The organism is Erwinia sp. S43 (assembly GCF_016624745.1).
GTDB classification, from domain to species: domain Bacteria; phylum Pseudomonadota; class Gammaproteobacteria; order Enterobacterales; family Enterobacteriaceae; genus Erwinia; species Erwinia coffeiphila.
On record NZ_JACVTX010000005.1, the window covers coordinates 93235 to 109239 of the forward strand.

Below are 16005 nucleotides of genomic sequence, written 5' to 3' on the forward strand. Positions count from 1 at the left end.
GCAAGAGAATTAACTCCAGTGAAAAAAGAACTATTATTAATTACATTAAACTTATGTGCCGTAATACCGGCCATCGCCAGTGAGCAAGCAGGCAGCAAAGGTTTTATCGCCGACAGTCATTTAGACCTGCTGTTACGTAACGCTTATATTGACCGTGATTACCGCAACGGCGTGCAGGATAAAGCCGAATGGGGCCAGGGTGCTATTACCAAATTCCATTCAGGCTATACCGAAGGGCTGATTGGTTTCGGTGTTGATGGCATCGCGCAGTACGCCGTTCGCCTTGACGGCGGTCGCGGTCGCAGCGGCGCCAGCGGCATCGACTTCTTCAAACAGGGGAACGACGGCGGTCGGGCTAAACGCGATCTGGCAAAATTTGGCGCTACCGCCAAAATGCGCATTTCGAACACCGTACTGAGCTACGGTAATCAGTACCCCATTTTGCCCATTCTCTATGCCGATGACTCACGCCTGCTGCTGGAAACCTATACCGGAACAATGCTGAACTCGAAAGAAATTACCGGGCTGGAGATCAACGCCGGTTACTTCACGGACGAGCAGCGTAAAAGCGACGACCGCCACAACAGCAGCCTGAAAAGCCTGTCATTCGGCGGTGCCAGCTATAAGTTCAGCGATCGATTCAGCGGCTCGGCCTATGCTTCCGATGTTAAAGACGTGCTTAAAAAACAGTATCTTGGCATGACCTACAATCAGCCATTCAGCAATGAACAAAAGCTGATACTCGACTTCAATGGCTATAACTCGCGTCTTGATTCCGACTATGCGCGCAGGCTCGATACCGGCCGCAATAATACCATCTGGAGCCTGGCGGCGAGCTACATCTGGGATGTTCAAACCTTCGAACTGGCTTATCAGCACAGCAGCGGCAGTACCGGTTATCAATACGGCGGCTATCGCAATGCTGGTGGCACAGGCGACGGCGGTAACACTATCTGGCTGTCCAACTCCTACTGGTCGGATTTTGATGGTGAAGGCGAGCGTTCATGGCAGGCTTCTTACGGGCTGGATTTTTCCGGTATTGGCGTGCCGGGAATGAGCTGGACCACCGCTTATGTTCGCGGAGATAACATTAAAACCGCTGAAACCCGCAACGGCAAGGAACACGAGTGGTTTAACCAGATTCAGTATCAGGTGCAAAACGGTCCGGCGAAAGACCTGAAGCTGACCCTGCGTTATTCCATACTGCGGGTATCCAGCAACGCCAGTGATTATAACGTCGGGGGTAACGAGGTTCGCGTATACGTTGATTACCCGTTTAGCGCGTTTTAACGAAGTTATTTCATCGCGAAATGACAGAAGAAAAGACGACTGCCGCACGCCATTGTGCGACAGTCGTTAGCGGGCTTAGCCTTTGTTAGCCGCCTGAACGTGCAGCATATCTAACGCCAACGTTGCCGCTGCCAGAGCAGTGATATCCGACTGGTCGTAGCCTGGCGCCACTTCTACCAGGTCCATTCCCACAATGTTCATTCCCTGCAGGCCGCGGATCAGTTTGGTGGCTTTATCGCTGGTCAGCCCACCGATAACCGGCGTACCGGTCCCCGGCGCGTGAGCCGGATCGAGGCAGTCGATATCAAATGTCAGATAGATTGGCAGATCGCCGACGATCTGTTTCACCTGAGCAAGAATGTCGTCGACGCTGCGATCGTTAACCTGCGCCGCATCCAGCACGTTAAAGCCCAAAGAGCGATCAAATTCGGTGCGGATACCGATCTGCACCGAATGTTCCGGCGAGATCAGGCCCTCTTTCGGCGCGGTATAGAACATGGTGCCATGGTCGAAAGTTGGGCCGTTGTCATAGGTATCGGTGTGGGCATCGAAGTGCACCAGCGCCATCTTACCGAAGGTTTTCGCGTGCGCGCGCAGCAGCGGCAGTGAGATATAGTGATCGCCGCCGAAGGTCAGCATGCGTTTGCCGTTCGCCAGCAGCTTTTCTGCATGCGCCTGCAGCTTGTCGCTCAGATCCTGTGAATCACCGAAGGCATACACCAAATCACCGCAGTCAATCACGTTAAGACGTTCGCGCAGATTGAACTGCCACGGCCAGCGGCAGCCTTCCCACGCCAGATTGGTCGAGATCTGACGAATAGCGCCCGGCCCCAGACGGCTGCCCGGGCGGCCGGAAGTCGCAGCATCAAAAGGTACGCCGGTAATCACCCATTCGGCATCGCTGTCGTACGGCTGGAAGTTGACCGGGAAACGCATAAATCCAAATGCATTTGAAACCAGAGAGTTATCATATTGATTACCCAAAGTGTTGTGCATAACGGCTCCTTAATTGACTGTTCAGCCAGCGCTGACGGCTCGCTACAGATGAAAAAAAATCCCCGCCGCGTCGTTAGGCCCGACGAGAAAGGGATTTGAGGTTGGTGAACGAAATATCACACCAGATTATGCCTCTATTTTAGCATGTTCAGGGGAATGCGTGTGAAGCGCTTACCCCATTCAGTCCTAAAAAATCAGCCTCCGATCAAAATAGTCAAATTTAGACTATTGACGAAATCAAAAAGTGACCTCATACTCTTTTCATCACCTGGAGGCGCTATGAATCTGACACGACATGCTTACAAACGAATGAATGAGAGATGTATTCAGCAGGCTTTGATTGATATCGCACTTAAATTTGGTTCAGATTCAGGCGATGGAGAAAAAGTTATTCTGGATAAAAAAACAATTACCGCGATGATGGGGACATTATCTGGTCTTCTCCAGCAACTCGAAAAACTGAAGGGCCGAGGTGGACTGACAATTGTTGAAGTGAACGAGATGCTTATCACTGCTTACTATAATAATTCGTTCGATGTTAAAAAGAGAAAAAACAGCCATGAAAAACATTACGATAAATGAAGAACATTTTGGGCAGGGATCTTTAGGCCAGACAAAAAGCACCCCGACTAAATTAAACATAAAAATCAATAAAGTTGACCTGGCGATTCTGGATGAACTGGCTGCACTGACCGACGATACGCGTTCTCAGGTCGTTAATGCAGCTATTGAAGCTCTTGTCTATAAATTCTTCAATCAGGATGTTGAAAATTTCGATACTCGCTACCTGCTGGCATCAGAGGCAGATAAACGTAATCCTGAATTAAATAATTCATTATCCATTGATAAAAGCTGGCTATACGAAATCGATCCTAATGGACAAATCGGTCAGGTGGAAAATAAATATTACCAGCAACAGAATTTTTACTCTCAAGAACATGATGATATCAAATCAATTCTTTCTTCAAGTGTGAAAAAATAAAATGAAAAAACTTTCTCAGGTTATCAATGAACGTTTGGCTAACAGCAACAGCAGTGAATATGTCACTATCAGCTATCGACCGAGCCATAAAATTGCAGCCATGATCGATGTGATGTGTGATGTTTATGGTCAGAACAAAGCAAATTTGTTTTACGATAAGATCGGTGAACTGCTGTCAGAATACCTTCTTACTTCGAAGGAAAGCATTCCACTGATTAAGAAAACTGCCGAGGAGTACAGCGAGGACGAACTTTCTCGTTCATGCCTTGGAGCATTAATGGAAAGAGGTACTCTCTCTGTAGACTGGCCCCAGGATGAAAAATTCACCAACCGTTTATTGAAGCTTTAGCTCATCCATAATATCGCTATCGTTTACAACAGGATGTTTTTTAATAAAAGCTACAGACTCTCATGTCATATAAAGCTCAGATAAGGCTGAACGGATAACCGTTCAGCCTTATTATTACTTACTCATCTTCTAAGTAAGTATAGCCGTACAGGCCCGCTTCGAACTCTTCCAGGAACTGCGCGCGCAGCTCCTCATCGAGATCGCTTTCTTTAATCTGGTTGCGGAAATGCGTCAGCAGCTCGGCAGGATTCAGCTGCACGTACTCCAGCATATCCGCTACGGTATCCCCTTCGTCAGACAGCTGAACTTCCACGCTGCCGTCGGAGAAGGCAAACACGTCCACCGCTTCGGTATCACCGAACAGGTTATGCATGTTGCCGAGGATCTCCTGATACGCACCGACCATAAAGAAGCCCAGCATCGGTGGGTTATCCACGTCGTACTGCGGCATCGGCATCGTGGTGGCAATTCCGTCACCGTCAACATAGTGATCGATGGTGCCGTCCGAGTCACAGGTGATATCCAGCAGCACCGCACGGCGCTCCGGCACTTTGTTCAGCCCTTCCAGCGGCAGTACCGGGAACAGCTGATCGATACCCCACGCATCCGGCATTGACTGGAACAGTGAGAAGTTGACGTAAATCTTATCCGCCATCCGCTCCTGTAGTTCATCAATAATCGGACGGTGCGCGCGGTTGCTCGGGTCCAGGTGCTGCTGAATATAGTTACAGATGTTGAGATACAGCTGCTCGGCCCAGGCGCGCTGAGTCAGATCGTAGGTGCCCTGCGAATAGCCGGTATGGATATCGTGCAGATCCATCTGGCTGTCATGCAGCCATTCGCGCAGCGAACGGCGGTTGTTCGGCTCGTGCATCTCCTGCCAGGTATCCCACATGCTGACAATCGGGCGCGGTGCATCACCGGCTGGCGGTTGTGGGGTACTGAACTCATTGCGCTCAACGCCGATGATATTGGAAACCAGCACGGTGTGATGCGCGGTCACCGCACGGCCGGACTCGGTGATCACCGTCGGGTGCGGCAGGTTATGCTCTTCACAGGCATCGCCAATCGCCCAGATAACGTTGTTGGCGTATTCGTTCAGGCCGTAGTTCACCGAGCAATCGCTCTGGGAACGCGTGCCTTCATAGTCAACGCCCAGACCACCACCGACGTCAAAGCACTGAATATTCACACCAAGCTTCGCCAGCTCAACGTAGAAACGCGCCGATTCACGAACGCCGGTGGCGATATCGCGAATGTTGGCCATCTGCGATCCCAGATGGAAGTGCAGCAGCTGCAGGCTTTCCATCCGCCCCGCTTCGCGCATGATCTCAACCAGCTTCAGCACCTGAGTCGCCGACAGACCGAACTTCGATTTCTCTCCGCCGCTAGACTGCCACTTGCCGGAACCCTGTGAAGCCAGGCGCGCACGGATACCGAGGCGCGGCACGACATTCAGGCGTTCCGCTTCTTCCAACACCAGCTGGACTTCGGTCATTTTTTCCAGCACCAGATAGACCTTGTGGCCCATCTTTTCGCCGATCAGCGCAAGGCGGATATATTCACGGTCTTTATAGCCGTTACAGACGATCACTGAACGGGTCATCCCGGCGTGCGCCAGTACCGCCATCAGCTCTGCCTTGGAACCGGCTTCCAGACCCAGCGGTTCGCCGGAGTTGATCAGGGATTCAATGACACGCTTATGCTGGTTAACCTTAATCGGATAGACCAGGAAGTAGTCGCCGCGATAGCCGTAGGATTCGCGCGCACGCTTGAAGGCCGCGTTAATTGAACGCAGGCGATGCTGCAGGATCTGAGGGAAGCAAAACAGCGCCGGTAAACGCTGGCCGTTGGCTTCGCGTTCTTTTACCAACTTCGCCAGGTCAACGCGCGCTTCAGGGACGTCGGGGTCCGGGCAAACGCTGATGTGGCCCAGTTCGTTGACGTCATAGTAGTTATTGCCCCACCAGGCAATATTGTAAGTACGCAGCATTTTGCTGGCTTCTTGATCGCTCATGGCCACCTCCTGCATGGAGCGGAGAACACCCTGTTCGCCCGCTGACGAACCCATTACATTCTTTATGTCGTCAGACATTGCGAACCTCAAATTGTAGTAAAGCAAAACGGCAAGCCGCCGCAGAATTAACCTGTGACGATAACCCATCAATTACCGGGATGTTCAGCCTGGCAGACTGAAGTACCGCTAAAATCGGTTTCTGAAGTATAACATTGTAAAACACGTCGCGGACTCCGTATAACGGGTCAGAAAACCAATAGAGACAACTCTCAGGTAAATCTGAGAGAACCTGGTCACAACGTCAGAAGCAGATTAACCGGCGCTGGTGTCGGGATTGTTACCAATGCGCACAAAGTTTCGGCAAGTAGTACAGGAAGTCGTACCGCATGAAGGGATATTGAACACGCCGGAACGGCGTAATTGAACGAGTGAAACACCGTGGTTCATTACTGTTGTCACCTCCACACACACCGACCGGTGCGTGGAAAAACCAAAAACTGCGGGTGAATACCAGCGCGTATTTTTTCATTGCTGGCGGGTCAGTTGCGTGCCTCAAATCATGCTCAAAGGCAGCGCCGTTTTATACAGCTACGTGACTAAAATTGCAAAATCTAAATGTGCCGGTTGGGATATCTGTCAGGATAATTTTCCACTTTTTACAAATGATAAAACTCTCCCCGGTAAAAAATGCTGGCAATCCGCTTAACGTGTAACCTAAAATAGCCATCCAGATGTTAATCCATCTATACTGGTTAACTTCTAAGCGTCTTTGATTTACCTCCGTTACTACGGGGGCGATATCCCTGAAAAGGATAATCATTGCTCATGGCTTTGCCTGAGGGGGGCGCTAAGAACAGATATCTGTCCTGAATTTCAGGCTAATCTCCATTTTTTGCGCTATGCAGTCGATCTTCAACCCGTATTAGTAAGGTAAAGAATATAATGGCTAAACACCTGTTTACTTCCGAGTCCGTATCAGAAGGACATCCTGATAAAATCGCCGACCAGATTTCCGATGCCGTGCTCGATGCAATTCTCGAGCAGGATCCGAAAGCACGCGTGGCCTGCGAAACCTATGTAAAAACCGGCATGGTGCTGGTTGGTGGTGAAATTACTACCAGTGCATGGGTTGATATCGAAGAGATCACCCGTCAAACCGTGCGCGATATCGGCTATGTTCATTCCGATATGGGCTTTGATGCCAACTCCTGCGCCGTACTGAGCGCAATTGGTAAACAGTCTCCTGACATCAACCAGGGCGTTGATCGTACCGATCCGCTTGAGCAGGGTGCCGGTGACCAGGGCCTGATGTTCGGCTACGCCACCAATGAAACCGACGTGCTGATGCCCGCTCCGGTAACTTACGCACACCGTCTGGTGCAGCGCCAGTCTGAAGTCCGTAAAAGCGGCAGCCTGCCGTGGCTGCGCCCGGATGCGAAAAGCCAGATCACCTTCCAGTACGATGACGGCAAAATTGTCGGTATCGACGCAGTGGTACTGTCTACTCAGCATTCCGAAGACATCTCGCAGAAAGATCTGCAAGAAGCCGTGATGGAAGAGATCATCAAGCCGGTTCTGCCCGCTGAGTGGATCAATGCCAGCACCAAATACCACATCAACCCGACCGGCCGTTTCGTTATCGGTGGCCCAATGGGTGACTGCGGTCTGACCGGTCGTAAAATCATCGTTGATACCTACGGCGGCATGGCTCGCCACGGTGGCGGTGCGTTCTCCGGTAAAGATCCATCAAAAGTTGACCGTTCAGCGGCGTACGCTGCGCGTTACGTAGCGAAAAACATCGTGGCTGCCGGTCTGGCCGACCGCTGCGAGATTCAGGTCTCCTACGCTATCGGCGTTGCAGAGCCAACTTCCATCATGGTGGAAACGTTCGGCACAGAGAAAGTCTCTACCGAGCAGCTGACTCTGCTGGTGCGCGAGTTCTTCGATCTGCGCCCTTACGGCCTGATTCAGATGCTGGATCTGCTGCATCCGATCTACCGCGAAACTGCGGCCTATGGTCACTTTGGTCGCGAACATTTCCCATGGGAAAAAACCGACAAAGCCGCTCTGCTGCGCGATGCTGCCGGTCTGAAATAAGTTTTCTGCCGCTGTGCTGAGGGTGCTTTCGGGCTGCCCTCCAGCGTGATTAAGCCGCCGTCTTTTAGATGGCGGTTTTTTTTTGGTCTGTGGGTTGGGTTGGCTGCTCGCTGTGAGTAGGTGCCCAGCCTCTGCCGCGGATACCGGGCGTCCTCATATCTTCGCTGTATCGTGTGTGCGAGGGTGCCCAGCCTCTGCCGCGGGTACCGGGCGTCCTCGCGCCACGCTTCGCGTGGTGCCTTCGGCTTCGGCATCCGGCCTCCCGGACCGGCGAAGACGGGCGTCCTGCCCGGCTTCGCCTGACGCCAGCTTCCCTGCTGGCATCTCCTGGCCTGCTGCCTACGCCTCAGCGCTGCGGATTGCCCGGTACCCGCGGCAGAGGCTGTTCTCTATTACCTTCAGAGTCGCGGTTTTACAAACAACTATTCCCTTCAGAACGTTTATTGCAGGTGTTCAGGCATATCTGGACTGCAACCTGCCCCCCTCCATCGAGCGTCGTGCTCACTGTTTTTCGCATCTGGCATGTATTACGGAAGCATCACAGCAGGCTGACTGGCCCCCCGTCCGGATAATCCGCAGCGCTGGGCGGAGAAAGGAAGCCAGGATTTAAATCGCCCACGTTTATTCCCTTGAGAACGTTTGTTGCTGGCGTTCAGACATATCTGGACACCAACTGGTCCCCTCCATCGAGCGTCGTGCTAGCTTTTTTCACATCCGGCATGCATCACGGAAGCAGCACAGCAGGCTGACTGTTCACCCGACCGGATAATCCGCAGCGCTGAGCGGAGAAAGGAAGCCAGGATTCGGCCGCATGGACGCGGACGAAAGACAAAGCCGGGCCATGGACGGCCCGTCTTTGGCGGTCCGACAGGCAGACGAACGTAGTGAAGGCACCACGCAAAGCGTGGCGTGAGGACCATCCGGGCGAGGGAACAGCCAGCCAGCGCAATCTCCATAGTAACCTACGTCCATCAGCCCATCAGCCCATCAGCCCATCAGCCCATCAGCCCATCAGCCCATCAGCCATTTTCAACATCCACAAACACATTCCGCAACCAAAAATTAACACCCGCACAACTAGCCACACTCTAAGTAACCCAATGCGCTAAATTGGTATCGGTTACACAAACAAACACTCTATATTTCCTATATTTAAGACATCAGCTCATTGCCATAAATATACAAAATATTATATTTTCAGAAACATCCGGCAACCATTAATCACAGTGAGAAAAAATACAACAAAACATCGTTAAATACAGATTAAAAGGCCGGTTTATGCACCTTGCCTAAGCTTTAACCTAACACAGCAAGTGTAACCGATTACACTGATGTGACATAACGCACAGTCTGATGGAAGCAGGTTGTCTAACATTGATAGCAATACAAAGCAGTCATTAATGGAGGCATCATGCCTGGAACAAAAACTCACAGCAGAACCTCGAACAAGGCTATGACCCTTTTCGTCTGTTTCCTTGCTGCCCTGGCCGGCCTGCTGTTTGGCCTGGATATCGGCGTGATTGCCGGTGCCCTGCCGTTTATCTCGAAAGATTTCAACGTCACCGCTCACCAGCAGGAGTGGATCGTCAGCTCCATGATGTTTGGTGCCGCCATCGGTGCCATCGGCAGCGGCTGGCTGTCGTCTTATCTTGGCCGTAAAAAAAGCCTGATGATCGGCGCCGTACTGTTTGTTATCGGCTCGCTTTGGTCCGCACTGGCACCTAACCCGGAAATGCTGATCGTTGCCCGCGTTCTGCTTGGCCTGGCCGTTGGCGTTGCGTCTTATACCGCTCCGCTGTATCTGTCTGAAATCGCGCCGGAGAAAATTCGTGGCAGCATGATCTCGCTCTACCAGCTGATGATTACCATCGGTATTCTGGGTGCGTACCTGTCCGATACTGCATTCAGCTATAGCGGCGAATGGCGCTGGATGCTGGGTGTGATCACCATTCCTGCCCTGCTGCTGCTGGTTGGCGTGTTCTTCCTGCCAAACAGCCCGCGCTGGCTGGCGGCGAAAGGTAACTTCCGCGATGCGCAGCGTGTGCTGGATCGCCTGCGTGACACCAGCGAACAGGCAAAGCGCGAGCTGGATGAAATCCGTGAAAGCCTGAAAATCAAGCAGTCCGGCTGGGAACTGTTTAAAGACAACAGCAACTTCCGCCGCGCGGTGTGGCTCGGCATCCTGCTGCAGGTAATGCAGCAGTTCACGGGCATGAACGTGATCATGTATTACGCGCCAAAAATCTTTGAAATTGCCGGTTTCGCCAACACCACCCAGCAGATGTGGGGGACGGTTATCGTCGGCCTGATCAACGTACTGGCGACATTTATTGCTATTGGTCTGGTAGACCGCTGGGGCCGTAAGCCAACGCTGATCCTCGGCTTTATGGTGATGGCGCTGGGTATGGGCATTCTGGGGACCATGCTGCATATCGGCATTAACTCCGCAGCGGCGCAGTATTTTGCGATTGGTATGCTGCTGATGTTTATCGTTGGTTTTGCGATGAGCGCTGGTCCGCTGATCTGGGTACTGTGTTCTGAAATTCAGCCGCTGAAAGGCCGCGATTTCGGTATTACGGTTTCCACCACCACCAACTGGATCGCCAACATGATCGTCGGGGCCACCTTCCTGACCATGTTGAATACGCTGGGTAACGCCAACACCTTCTGGGTGTATGCCGCACTTAACCTATTCTTTATCGTGCTGACGCTGTGCCTGATCCCGGAAACGAAAGGCGTTTCTCTGGAACATATCGAGCGTAACCTGCTGAGCGGTAAAAAACTGCGTGATATCGGTTCCCGCGACTGATCATCCTACGGCCGGAGCAATCCGGCCGTCTTATTGCTTCTCTCTTCCCGCCACCGTATTCTCTGCGCTATGAAATCCCAACGACTCCCTATCGCCCTGCAGCAGTCCGTTATGCGCACGCTGCGTGAAAAACTGCAGCTGGCGAATCAACGGCTGGAACGCAATTATCCCGAACCTCGGCTGGTTTATCAGCAGCGCGGCACGGCAGCCGGCACTGCCTGGCTACAGGACTGGGAAATCCGCCTTAATCCGGTACTGCTGCTGGAAAATCAGCAGGCATTTATTGATGAAGTGGTTCCACATGAGCTGGCGCATTTACTGGTCTGGAAGCACTTTGGCCGCGTAGCGCCCCACGGCAAAGAGTGGAAATGGATGATGGAGAGCGTGCTGGAGGTTCCGGCCCGCCGCACGCATCAGTTCGCTATCGCTTCCGTGCGCAGCCAGGCCTTCCCCTATCGCTGCCGCTGCCAGCAGCATCAGCTGACCGTTCGGCGGCATAATCGCGTGGTTCGCGGTGAAAGTGAGTACCGCTGCCTGCACTGCGGTGACATTTTGCAGCCGGGTGAATTTAAAAGCGCTTAAAAGTGCGAAAACCGAGCAAACACCCGACAGTATCAGGCTAATTTATAAGCTAATTATTCGTTATTATTGGAACTTCTGTTACTCTCCGAGCTTTCTCACGGATCACAGAATTTCTGGAATATGTCTCGCAAAATTTTGGCCTCGCTGGCTTTTTCACTGTTGCTTCCCGTCTTTTCTTCCCAGGCGCTGAGCCTGGACAACTATCATCAAAATAACTTCAGTCAGGCAAAAGCCTATGCGGCACAGATCAACGCCGATGCGCCTGGATCTTTTTACTGCGGCTGCAAAATCACCTGGCAGGGCAAGAAAGGCGTTCCCGACCTCGCCTCCTGCGGCTATCAGGTTAGAAAAAACGCTAACCGGGCCGAGCGCATCGAGTGGGAACATGTGGTTCCGGCATGGAGCTTTGGCCACCAGCGCCAGTGCTGGCAGGATGGCGGACGCAAAAACTGCGCAAAAGATGATGAATACCGCCGGATGGAAACCGATCTGCACAATCTGCAGCCCGCCATCGGTGAAGTTAACGGCGATCGCGGCAACTTTATGTACGGGCAGTGGAACGGCGGCGAACAGCAGTACGGCCAGTGCGCGATGAAGGTCGACTTCAAAAACAAGCTGGCAGAGCCACCCGCCCGCGCCCGTGGTGCGATTGCCCGCACCTGGTTCTACATGCGCGATACCTATAAGCTGCAAATGTCACGACAGCAAACGCAGCTGATGACCGCCTGGAACAAGCTTTATCCGGTTAACGCATGGGAATGCGAGCGCGACAATCGGATTGCCCGCGTGCAGGGAAATCACAACCCCTATGTACAGCAGGCTTGCCAGCGGTAAAATCACTGACCTAAACTGCACAACAGCCGTTCTTAAGGGGCCGGATAGTGAGGCTCCCACTTTTACAGGATTATCGATTGCTATGCGAGTACCGCGCATTTATCACCCCGAGCCGCTACAGGCAGGAAGCGAAGTTGCCCTCTGTGAAGATGCGGCGAACCACGTTGGTCGCGTGCTGCGCATGGGACCGGGCCAGGCCGTAGAGCTTTTTGATGGCACTAATCTGACTTTTTCTGCTGAGATTATCCATGCGGATAAAAAGAGCGTGCGCGTTAAAATCACCGAAAGCCGCGCGGACAGCCGCGAATCCCCGCTGCATCTGCATCTCGGCCAGGTCATGTCGCGTGGCGAAAAGATGGAATTCACCATCCAGAAAGCCGTTGAGCTGGGCGTTAATGTCATTACCCCCTTGTTTTCTGAACGCTGTGGCGTAAAGCTGGATGCGGAACGGCTGGCGAAGAAAATCCAGCAGTGGCAGAAAATTGTCATTGCCGCCTGCGAACAGTGTGGCCGCAATAGCGTACCTGAAGTACGCAACGCGATGACGCTGGAAACCTGGTGTGCAGAGCAGGACAGCGGCCTGAAGCTAAATCTTCATCCGCGTGCGGAGCACAGCATTAATACGCTGCCGCTGCCGGTTGAACGCGTACGCCTGCTGATAGGCCCGGAGGGCGGTCTTTCTGCTGATGAAATCAGCATGACGACAGGCTATGGCTTTACCGATATTCTGTTAGGACCGCGCGTGCTGCGCACCGAAACGACCGCCCTGACGGCAATTACCGCGCTACAGGTTCGATTTGGCGATCTGGGCTAAGCCCATTGTGCTTAACAACCGCGGTATCGAAACCGATATCCTGGCGAACCTGCAAGCGACAATGACGCTGCAGAGCCGAAAACTATGACACGGCACGTTAGCTACCACTGGAGAGAAGAATGATTAAGCTTGGCATCGTGATGGACCCGATCACCTCCATCAATATTAAAAAAGACAGCAGCTTTGCGATGCTGCTGGAAGCACAGCGCCGTGGTTACGAAATTCACTACATGGAGATGAACGATCTCTATCTGCGCGGCGGCGAAGGCCGGGCGCGTACCCGTCTGCTGAGCGTTGAGCAGAATTACGACAAATGGTTTGAATTCGGCAGCGAGCAGGATATAGCGCTGGCCGATCTGAACGTGGTGCTGATGCGTAAAGATCCGCCGTTTGACACCGAGTTTATCTACGCCACCTATATCCTTGAGCGTGCGGAAGAGAAAGGCACGCTGATCGTGAACAAACCGCAGAGCCTGCGCGACTGTAACGAAAAGCTGTTCACTGCGTGGTTTGCCGAGCTGACACCGGACACACTGGTCACCCGCAACGCCAGCCAGATCCGTGAGTTCTGGCAGCAGCACGGCGATATCATCCTCAAGCCGCTGGACGGCATGGGCGGCGCATCGATTTTCCGCATCAAGCAGGAAGACCCGAATCTGTCAGTGATTATCGAAACGCTGACCGAGCACGGTAACTTCTACTGCATGGCGCAGAATTATCTGCCAGCGATTAAAGACGGCGACAAACGCGTTCTGGTGGTGGACGGTGAGCCGGTACCTTACTGCCTGGCGCGTATTCCTAAATCCGGTGAAACACGCGGTAACCTGGCTGCCGGTGGTCGCGGTGAAGCACGTCCGCTAACCGAAAGCGACTGGGAAATTGCCCGCCGCGTAGGGCCAATCCTCAAGCAGAAAGGTCTGATTTTTGTCGGCCTGGACATTATCGGCGACAAGCTCACCGAAATTAACGTCACCAGCCCAACCTGCATTCGTGAAATTGAGTCAGCGTTCCCGATTTCGATTACCGGAATGCTGATGGATGCCATTGAAAAGCGTCTGGCCTGACCGCCACGCCGGGGCAGGATGCCCCACGGCTCACCCATTAACCATCCGACGACAGCAGCGGATGGTTAATCCAATAACAGAATATAAAGTATGAATTTACAGCATCATTTTTTGATTGCCATGCCGGCCTTACAGGACCCTCTGTTTAAGCGCTCCGTCGTCTATATCTGCGAGCACAACGATGATGGCGCGATGGGGCTTATCGTCAATAAACCGATGGAAAACCTGACGGTTGATGGCATTTTGCAAAAATTAAAGATTATGCCTACACCGCGTGACCCCGAGGTCAGACTGGATAAACCGGTTTTTTCAGGCGGTCCGCTGGCCGAAGATCGCGGTTTTATACTGCACTCGGCGCAGACCACTTTTGCCTCCAGCATTCGCGTTTCCGATAACACCATCGTCACCACCTCGCGTGATGTACTGGAAACCCTCGGCACGCCGGATCAACCTGAGCAGGTGCTCGTTGCGCTGGGCTACTGCTCCTGGGAGAAAGGCCAGCTTGAAGACGAGCTGCTGGAAAACGCCTGGCTGACTGCTCCGGCGAACAGCAATATTCTGTTCCGCACGCCAATTGCCGAACGCTGGCGAGAAGCGGCCAAAAGCATTGGCATTGATATTTACAAAATGACCAGCGAAGCAGGACACGCCTGATGAGCACAATGACGCTACTGGCGTTCGACTTCGGCACCAAAAGCATTGGCGTGGCCATTGGACAGCAGCTGACCGGCACCGCCCGTCCGTTGACCGCGCTGAAAGCACAGGACGGCATCCCGGACTGGAACAAAATTGAAGCGCTGCTGAAAGAGTGGCAGCCGGACCGCGTTGTCGTTGGCCTGCCGCTGAATATGGACGGCACCGAACAGCCACTGACCGCCAGAGCGCGCAAGTTTGCCAACCGCCTGCATGGCCGCTTTGGCGTGCAGGTCGATCTGCACGATGAGCGCCTCAGCACGGTGGAAGCCCGTGCCGAACTGTTCGAACGCGGCGGCTTCCGCGCGCTGAGCAAGGGCAGCGTGGATTCACTTTCAGCGGTGATCATTTTAGAAAGCTGGTTTGAGAATAACTATTAACCCGCCGCATAACGCCTGAATATCATTCCGGCCAGAGTATCCGGCTGTCGGCTATGCTGGTGCTGATGCAGATACATATGCTGACGTTCCCCCTGAAGCACATTTTACTCCGGCAGCAGCCCCTGTCGCTGACGTTCCGCCAGGCTCTGTTCAAAGGTTTGCATTCCCTGCTGGCTGCCGGTTTGCAACAGCGCGGGCAGCTGGTGCGTTTTCCCTTCGCGGATCAGATTGGCCGCGGCCGGGCAGTTCACCATCACTTCAAACAGTCCCACCCTTCCCCGCTCCGCCGCCACCAGCCGCTGGGCTATTACGGCTTTCAGGCTACCTGCAAGCTGGCTGCGGATCAGGTTTTTCTCCTCACCGGGAAAGACATCCACCAGCCGCTCAACCGCCTGCGCTGCACCGCGCGCGTGCAGCGTGGCCAGCACCAGGTGACCGGTTTCCGCCGCCGTCAGCGCCAGCCGGATGGTCTCACTGTCGCGCAGTTCACCCAGCAGAATAACGTCCGGATCTTCACGCAGCGCAGCCCGCAGCCCGTCGGCAAAACAGGAAAAGTGCGCTCCCAGCTCGCGCTGCTGGATCAGCGAACGGCGGCTGGTATGCAGAAACTCAATGGGATCTTCCAGCGTCAGGATATGGCGCTGCTGCTGCTGATTGATACTGTCAATCAGCGCCGCCAGCGTGGTGGATTTACCGCTGCCCGTCGCACCGGTGATCAGGATAAGCCCCTCGCTCTGCTGTTCCAGCGAGGCAACCACCGCAGGCAGATGCAGCGAAGCGCTACTGGGGCACTCACTGGCAATCAGTCTCAGCGCCAGCGACAGCCCGCCGCGCTGGCGAAACAGATTGGCACGCAGCCGAACTCCGGCCAGCGTCAGCGCAAAATCCAGCTGGCCTTGCTGAGTCAGCTCCTCCCTCTGCGTTTTGGTCAGGGTCGTTTCCGCAAACTTTTCCAGGCTGGCATTGCTGACTTCTGCCCAGTCGCTTAACGGTTCCAGCAGCCCATGCTTTCGCCAGAATGGCGAATAGCCACTACAGAGATGCAGATCTCCTGCATTATGCTTTACACTAAGGGCCACAATTTCTTCAATATCCATA

15 protein-coding genes are annotated in these 16005 nt (G+C 53.4%); 12 read left to right on the plus strand and 3 right to left on the minus strand.

Annotated elements, in window-relative coordinates:
• Positions 1–18 precede the first annotated feature (18 nt).
• The gene (locus IBT47_RS08535) at positions 19–1290 is read left to right on the plus strand and encodes an OprD family outer membrane porin (RefSeq protein WP_200560111.1); all 1272 of its coding nucleotides are present in this window, start codon (positions 19–21) and stop codon (positions 1288–1290) included.
• 75 nt (positions 1291–1365) lie between these two features.
• Here IBT47_RS08535 and speB read toward each other — a convergent pair whose 3' ends face one another.
• On the minus strand, positions 1366–2286 hold the full coding sequence (speB, locus tag IBT47_RS08540) for an agmatinase (protein WP_200546319.1): 921 nt from the start codon (positions 2284–2286) through the stop codon (positions 1366–1368).
• Positions 2287–2565: 279 nt separating this feature from the next.
• On the opposite strand from speB, the gene IBT47_RS08545 reads away from it, so the two are divergent.
• Genes IBT47_RS08545 through IBT47_RS08555 form a run of 3 tightly spaced genes read left to right on the plus strand, consistent with a single transcriptional unit; the run spans position 2566 to position 3617 of the window.
• Positions 2566–2868 (plus strand): DUF4258 domain-containing protein, encoded by a 303-nt coding sequence (locus tag IBT47_RS08545; protein ID WP_200560112.1) that lies wholly within the window; start codon positions 2566–2568, stop codon positions 2866–2868.
• A complete protein-coding gene (locus tag IBT47_RS08550; protein ID WP_200560113.1) occupies positions 2846–3268 on the plus strand; it encodes a ribbon-helix-helix domain-containing protein in 423 nt (140 codons plus the stop codon). Before IBT47_RS08545 ends, IBT47_RS08550 begins: the two co-directional genes overlap by 23 nt.
• Position 3269: 1 nt before the next feature.
• On the plus strand, positions 3270–3617 hold the full coding sequence (locus IBT47_RS08555; RefSeq protein ID WP_200560114.1) for a hypothetical protein: 348 nt from the start codon (positions 3270–3272) through the stop codon (positions 3615–3617).
• Between the two features lie 118 nt (positions 3618–3735).
• Here the strand turns inward: IBT47_RS08555 and speA are convergent, their stop codons facing one another.
• A complete protein-coding gene (speA, locus tag IBT47_RS08560) occupies positions 3736–5712 on the minus strand; it encodes a biosynthetic arginine decarboxylase (protein ID WP_105592370.1) in 1977 nt (658 codons plus the stop codon).
• Between the two features lie 864 nt (positions 5713–6576).
• Here speA and metK point away from each other — a divergent pair.
• The 8 genes from metK (at position 6577) to ruvX (ending at position 14907) form a co-directional block, all read left to right on the plus strand.
• Entirely contained in the window at positions 6577–7731 is a 1155-nt protein-coding gene (gene metK, locus IBT47_RS08565) for a methionine adenosyltransferase (protein ID WP_105592372.1), read from the plus strand.
• A 1411-nt stretch (positions 7732–9142) separates the two neighbouring features.
• Entirely contained in the window at positions 9143–10540 is a 1398-nt protein-coding gene (locus IBT47_RS08570) for a sugar porter family MFS transporter (protein WP_105592373.1), read from the plus strand.
• 69 nt (positions 10541–10609) lie between these two features.
• Positions 10610–11122, plus strand: a complete 513-nt coding sequence (locus IBT47_RS08575) for a SprT family zinc-dependent metalloprotease (RefSeq protein WP_200560115.1) — start codon at positions 10610–10612, stop codon at positions 11120–11122.
• Positions 11123–11242: 120 nt separating this feature from the next.
• Entirely contained in the window at positions 11243–11956 is a 714-nt protein-coding gene (gene endA / locus IBT47_RS08580) for a deoxyribonuclease I (RefSeq protein WP_200546313.1), read from the plus strand.
• An 82-nt stretch (positions 11957–12038) separates the two neighbouring features.
• Complete coding sequence (rsmE, locus tag IBT47_RS08585; RefSeq protein WP_200560116.1) at positions 12039–12770, plus strand: 16S rRNA (uracil(1498)-N(3))-methyltransferase; 732 nt, start codon at positions 12039–12041, stop codon at positions 12768–12770.
• 119 nt (positions 12771–12889) lie between these two features.
• Positions 12890–13834: a glutathione synthase gene (gene gshB, locus IBT47_RS08590; protein ID WP_105592377.1), complete on the plus strand. Its 945-nt coding sequence runs from the start codon at positions 12890–12892 to the stop codon at positions 13832–13834.
• A gap of 90 nt (positions 13835–13924) precedes the next feature.
• Positions 13925–14488 carry a YqgE/AlgH family protein gene (locus IBT47_RS08595; protein ID WP_200560117.1) on the plus strand — a complete coding sequence of 188 codons (564 nt, stop codon included), beginning with the start codon at positions 13925–13927 and terminating at the stop codon, positions 14486–14488.
• Positions 14488–14907, plus strand: coding sequence for a Holliday junction resolvase RuvX (ruvX, locus tag IBT47_RS08600; RefSeq protein WP_105592379.1), 420 nt, complete (start codon positions 14488–14490; stop codon positions 14905–14907). The genes IBT47_RS08595 and ruvX overlap by 1 nt, the downstream gene beginning before the upstream one ends.
• Positions 14908–15011: 104 nt before the next feature.
• Here ruvX and IBT47_RS08605 read toward each other — a convergent pair whose 3' ends face one another.
• Positions 15012–16004, minus strand: coding sequence for a type IV pilus twitching motility protein PilT (locus IBT47_RS08605; protein ID WP_200560118.1), 993 nt, complete (start codon positions 16002–16004; stop codon positions 15012–15014).
• Position 16005 lies beyond the last annotated feature (1 nt).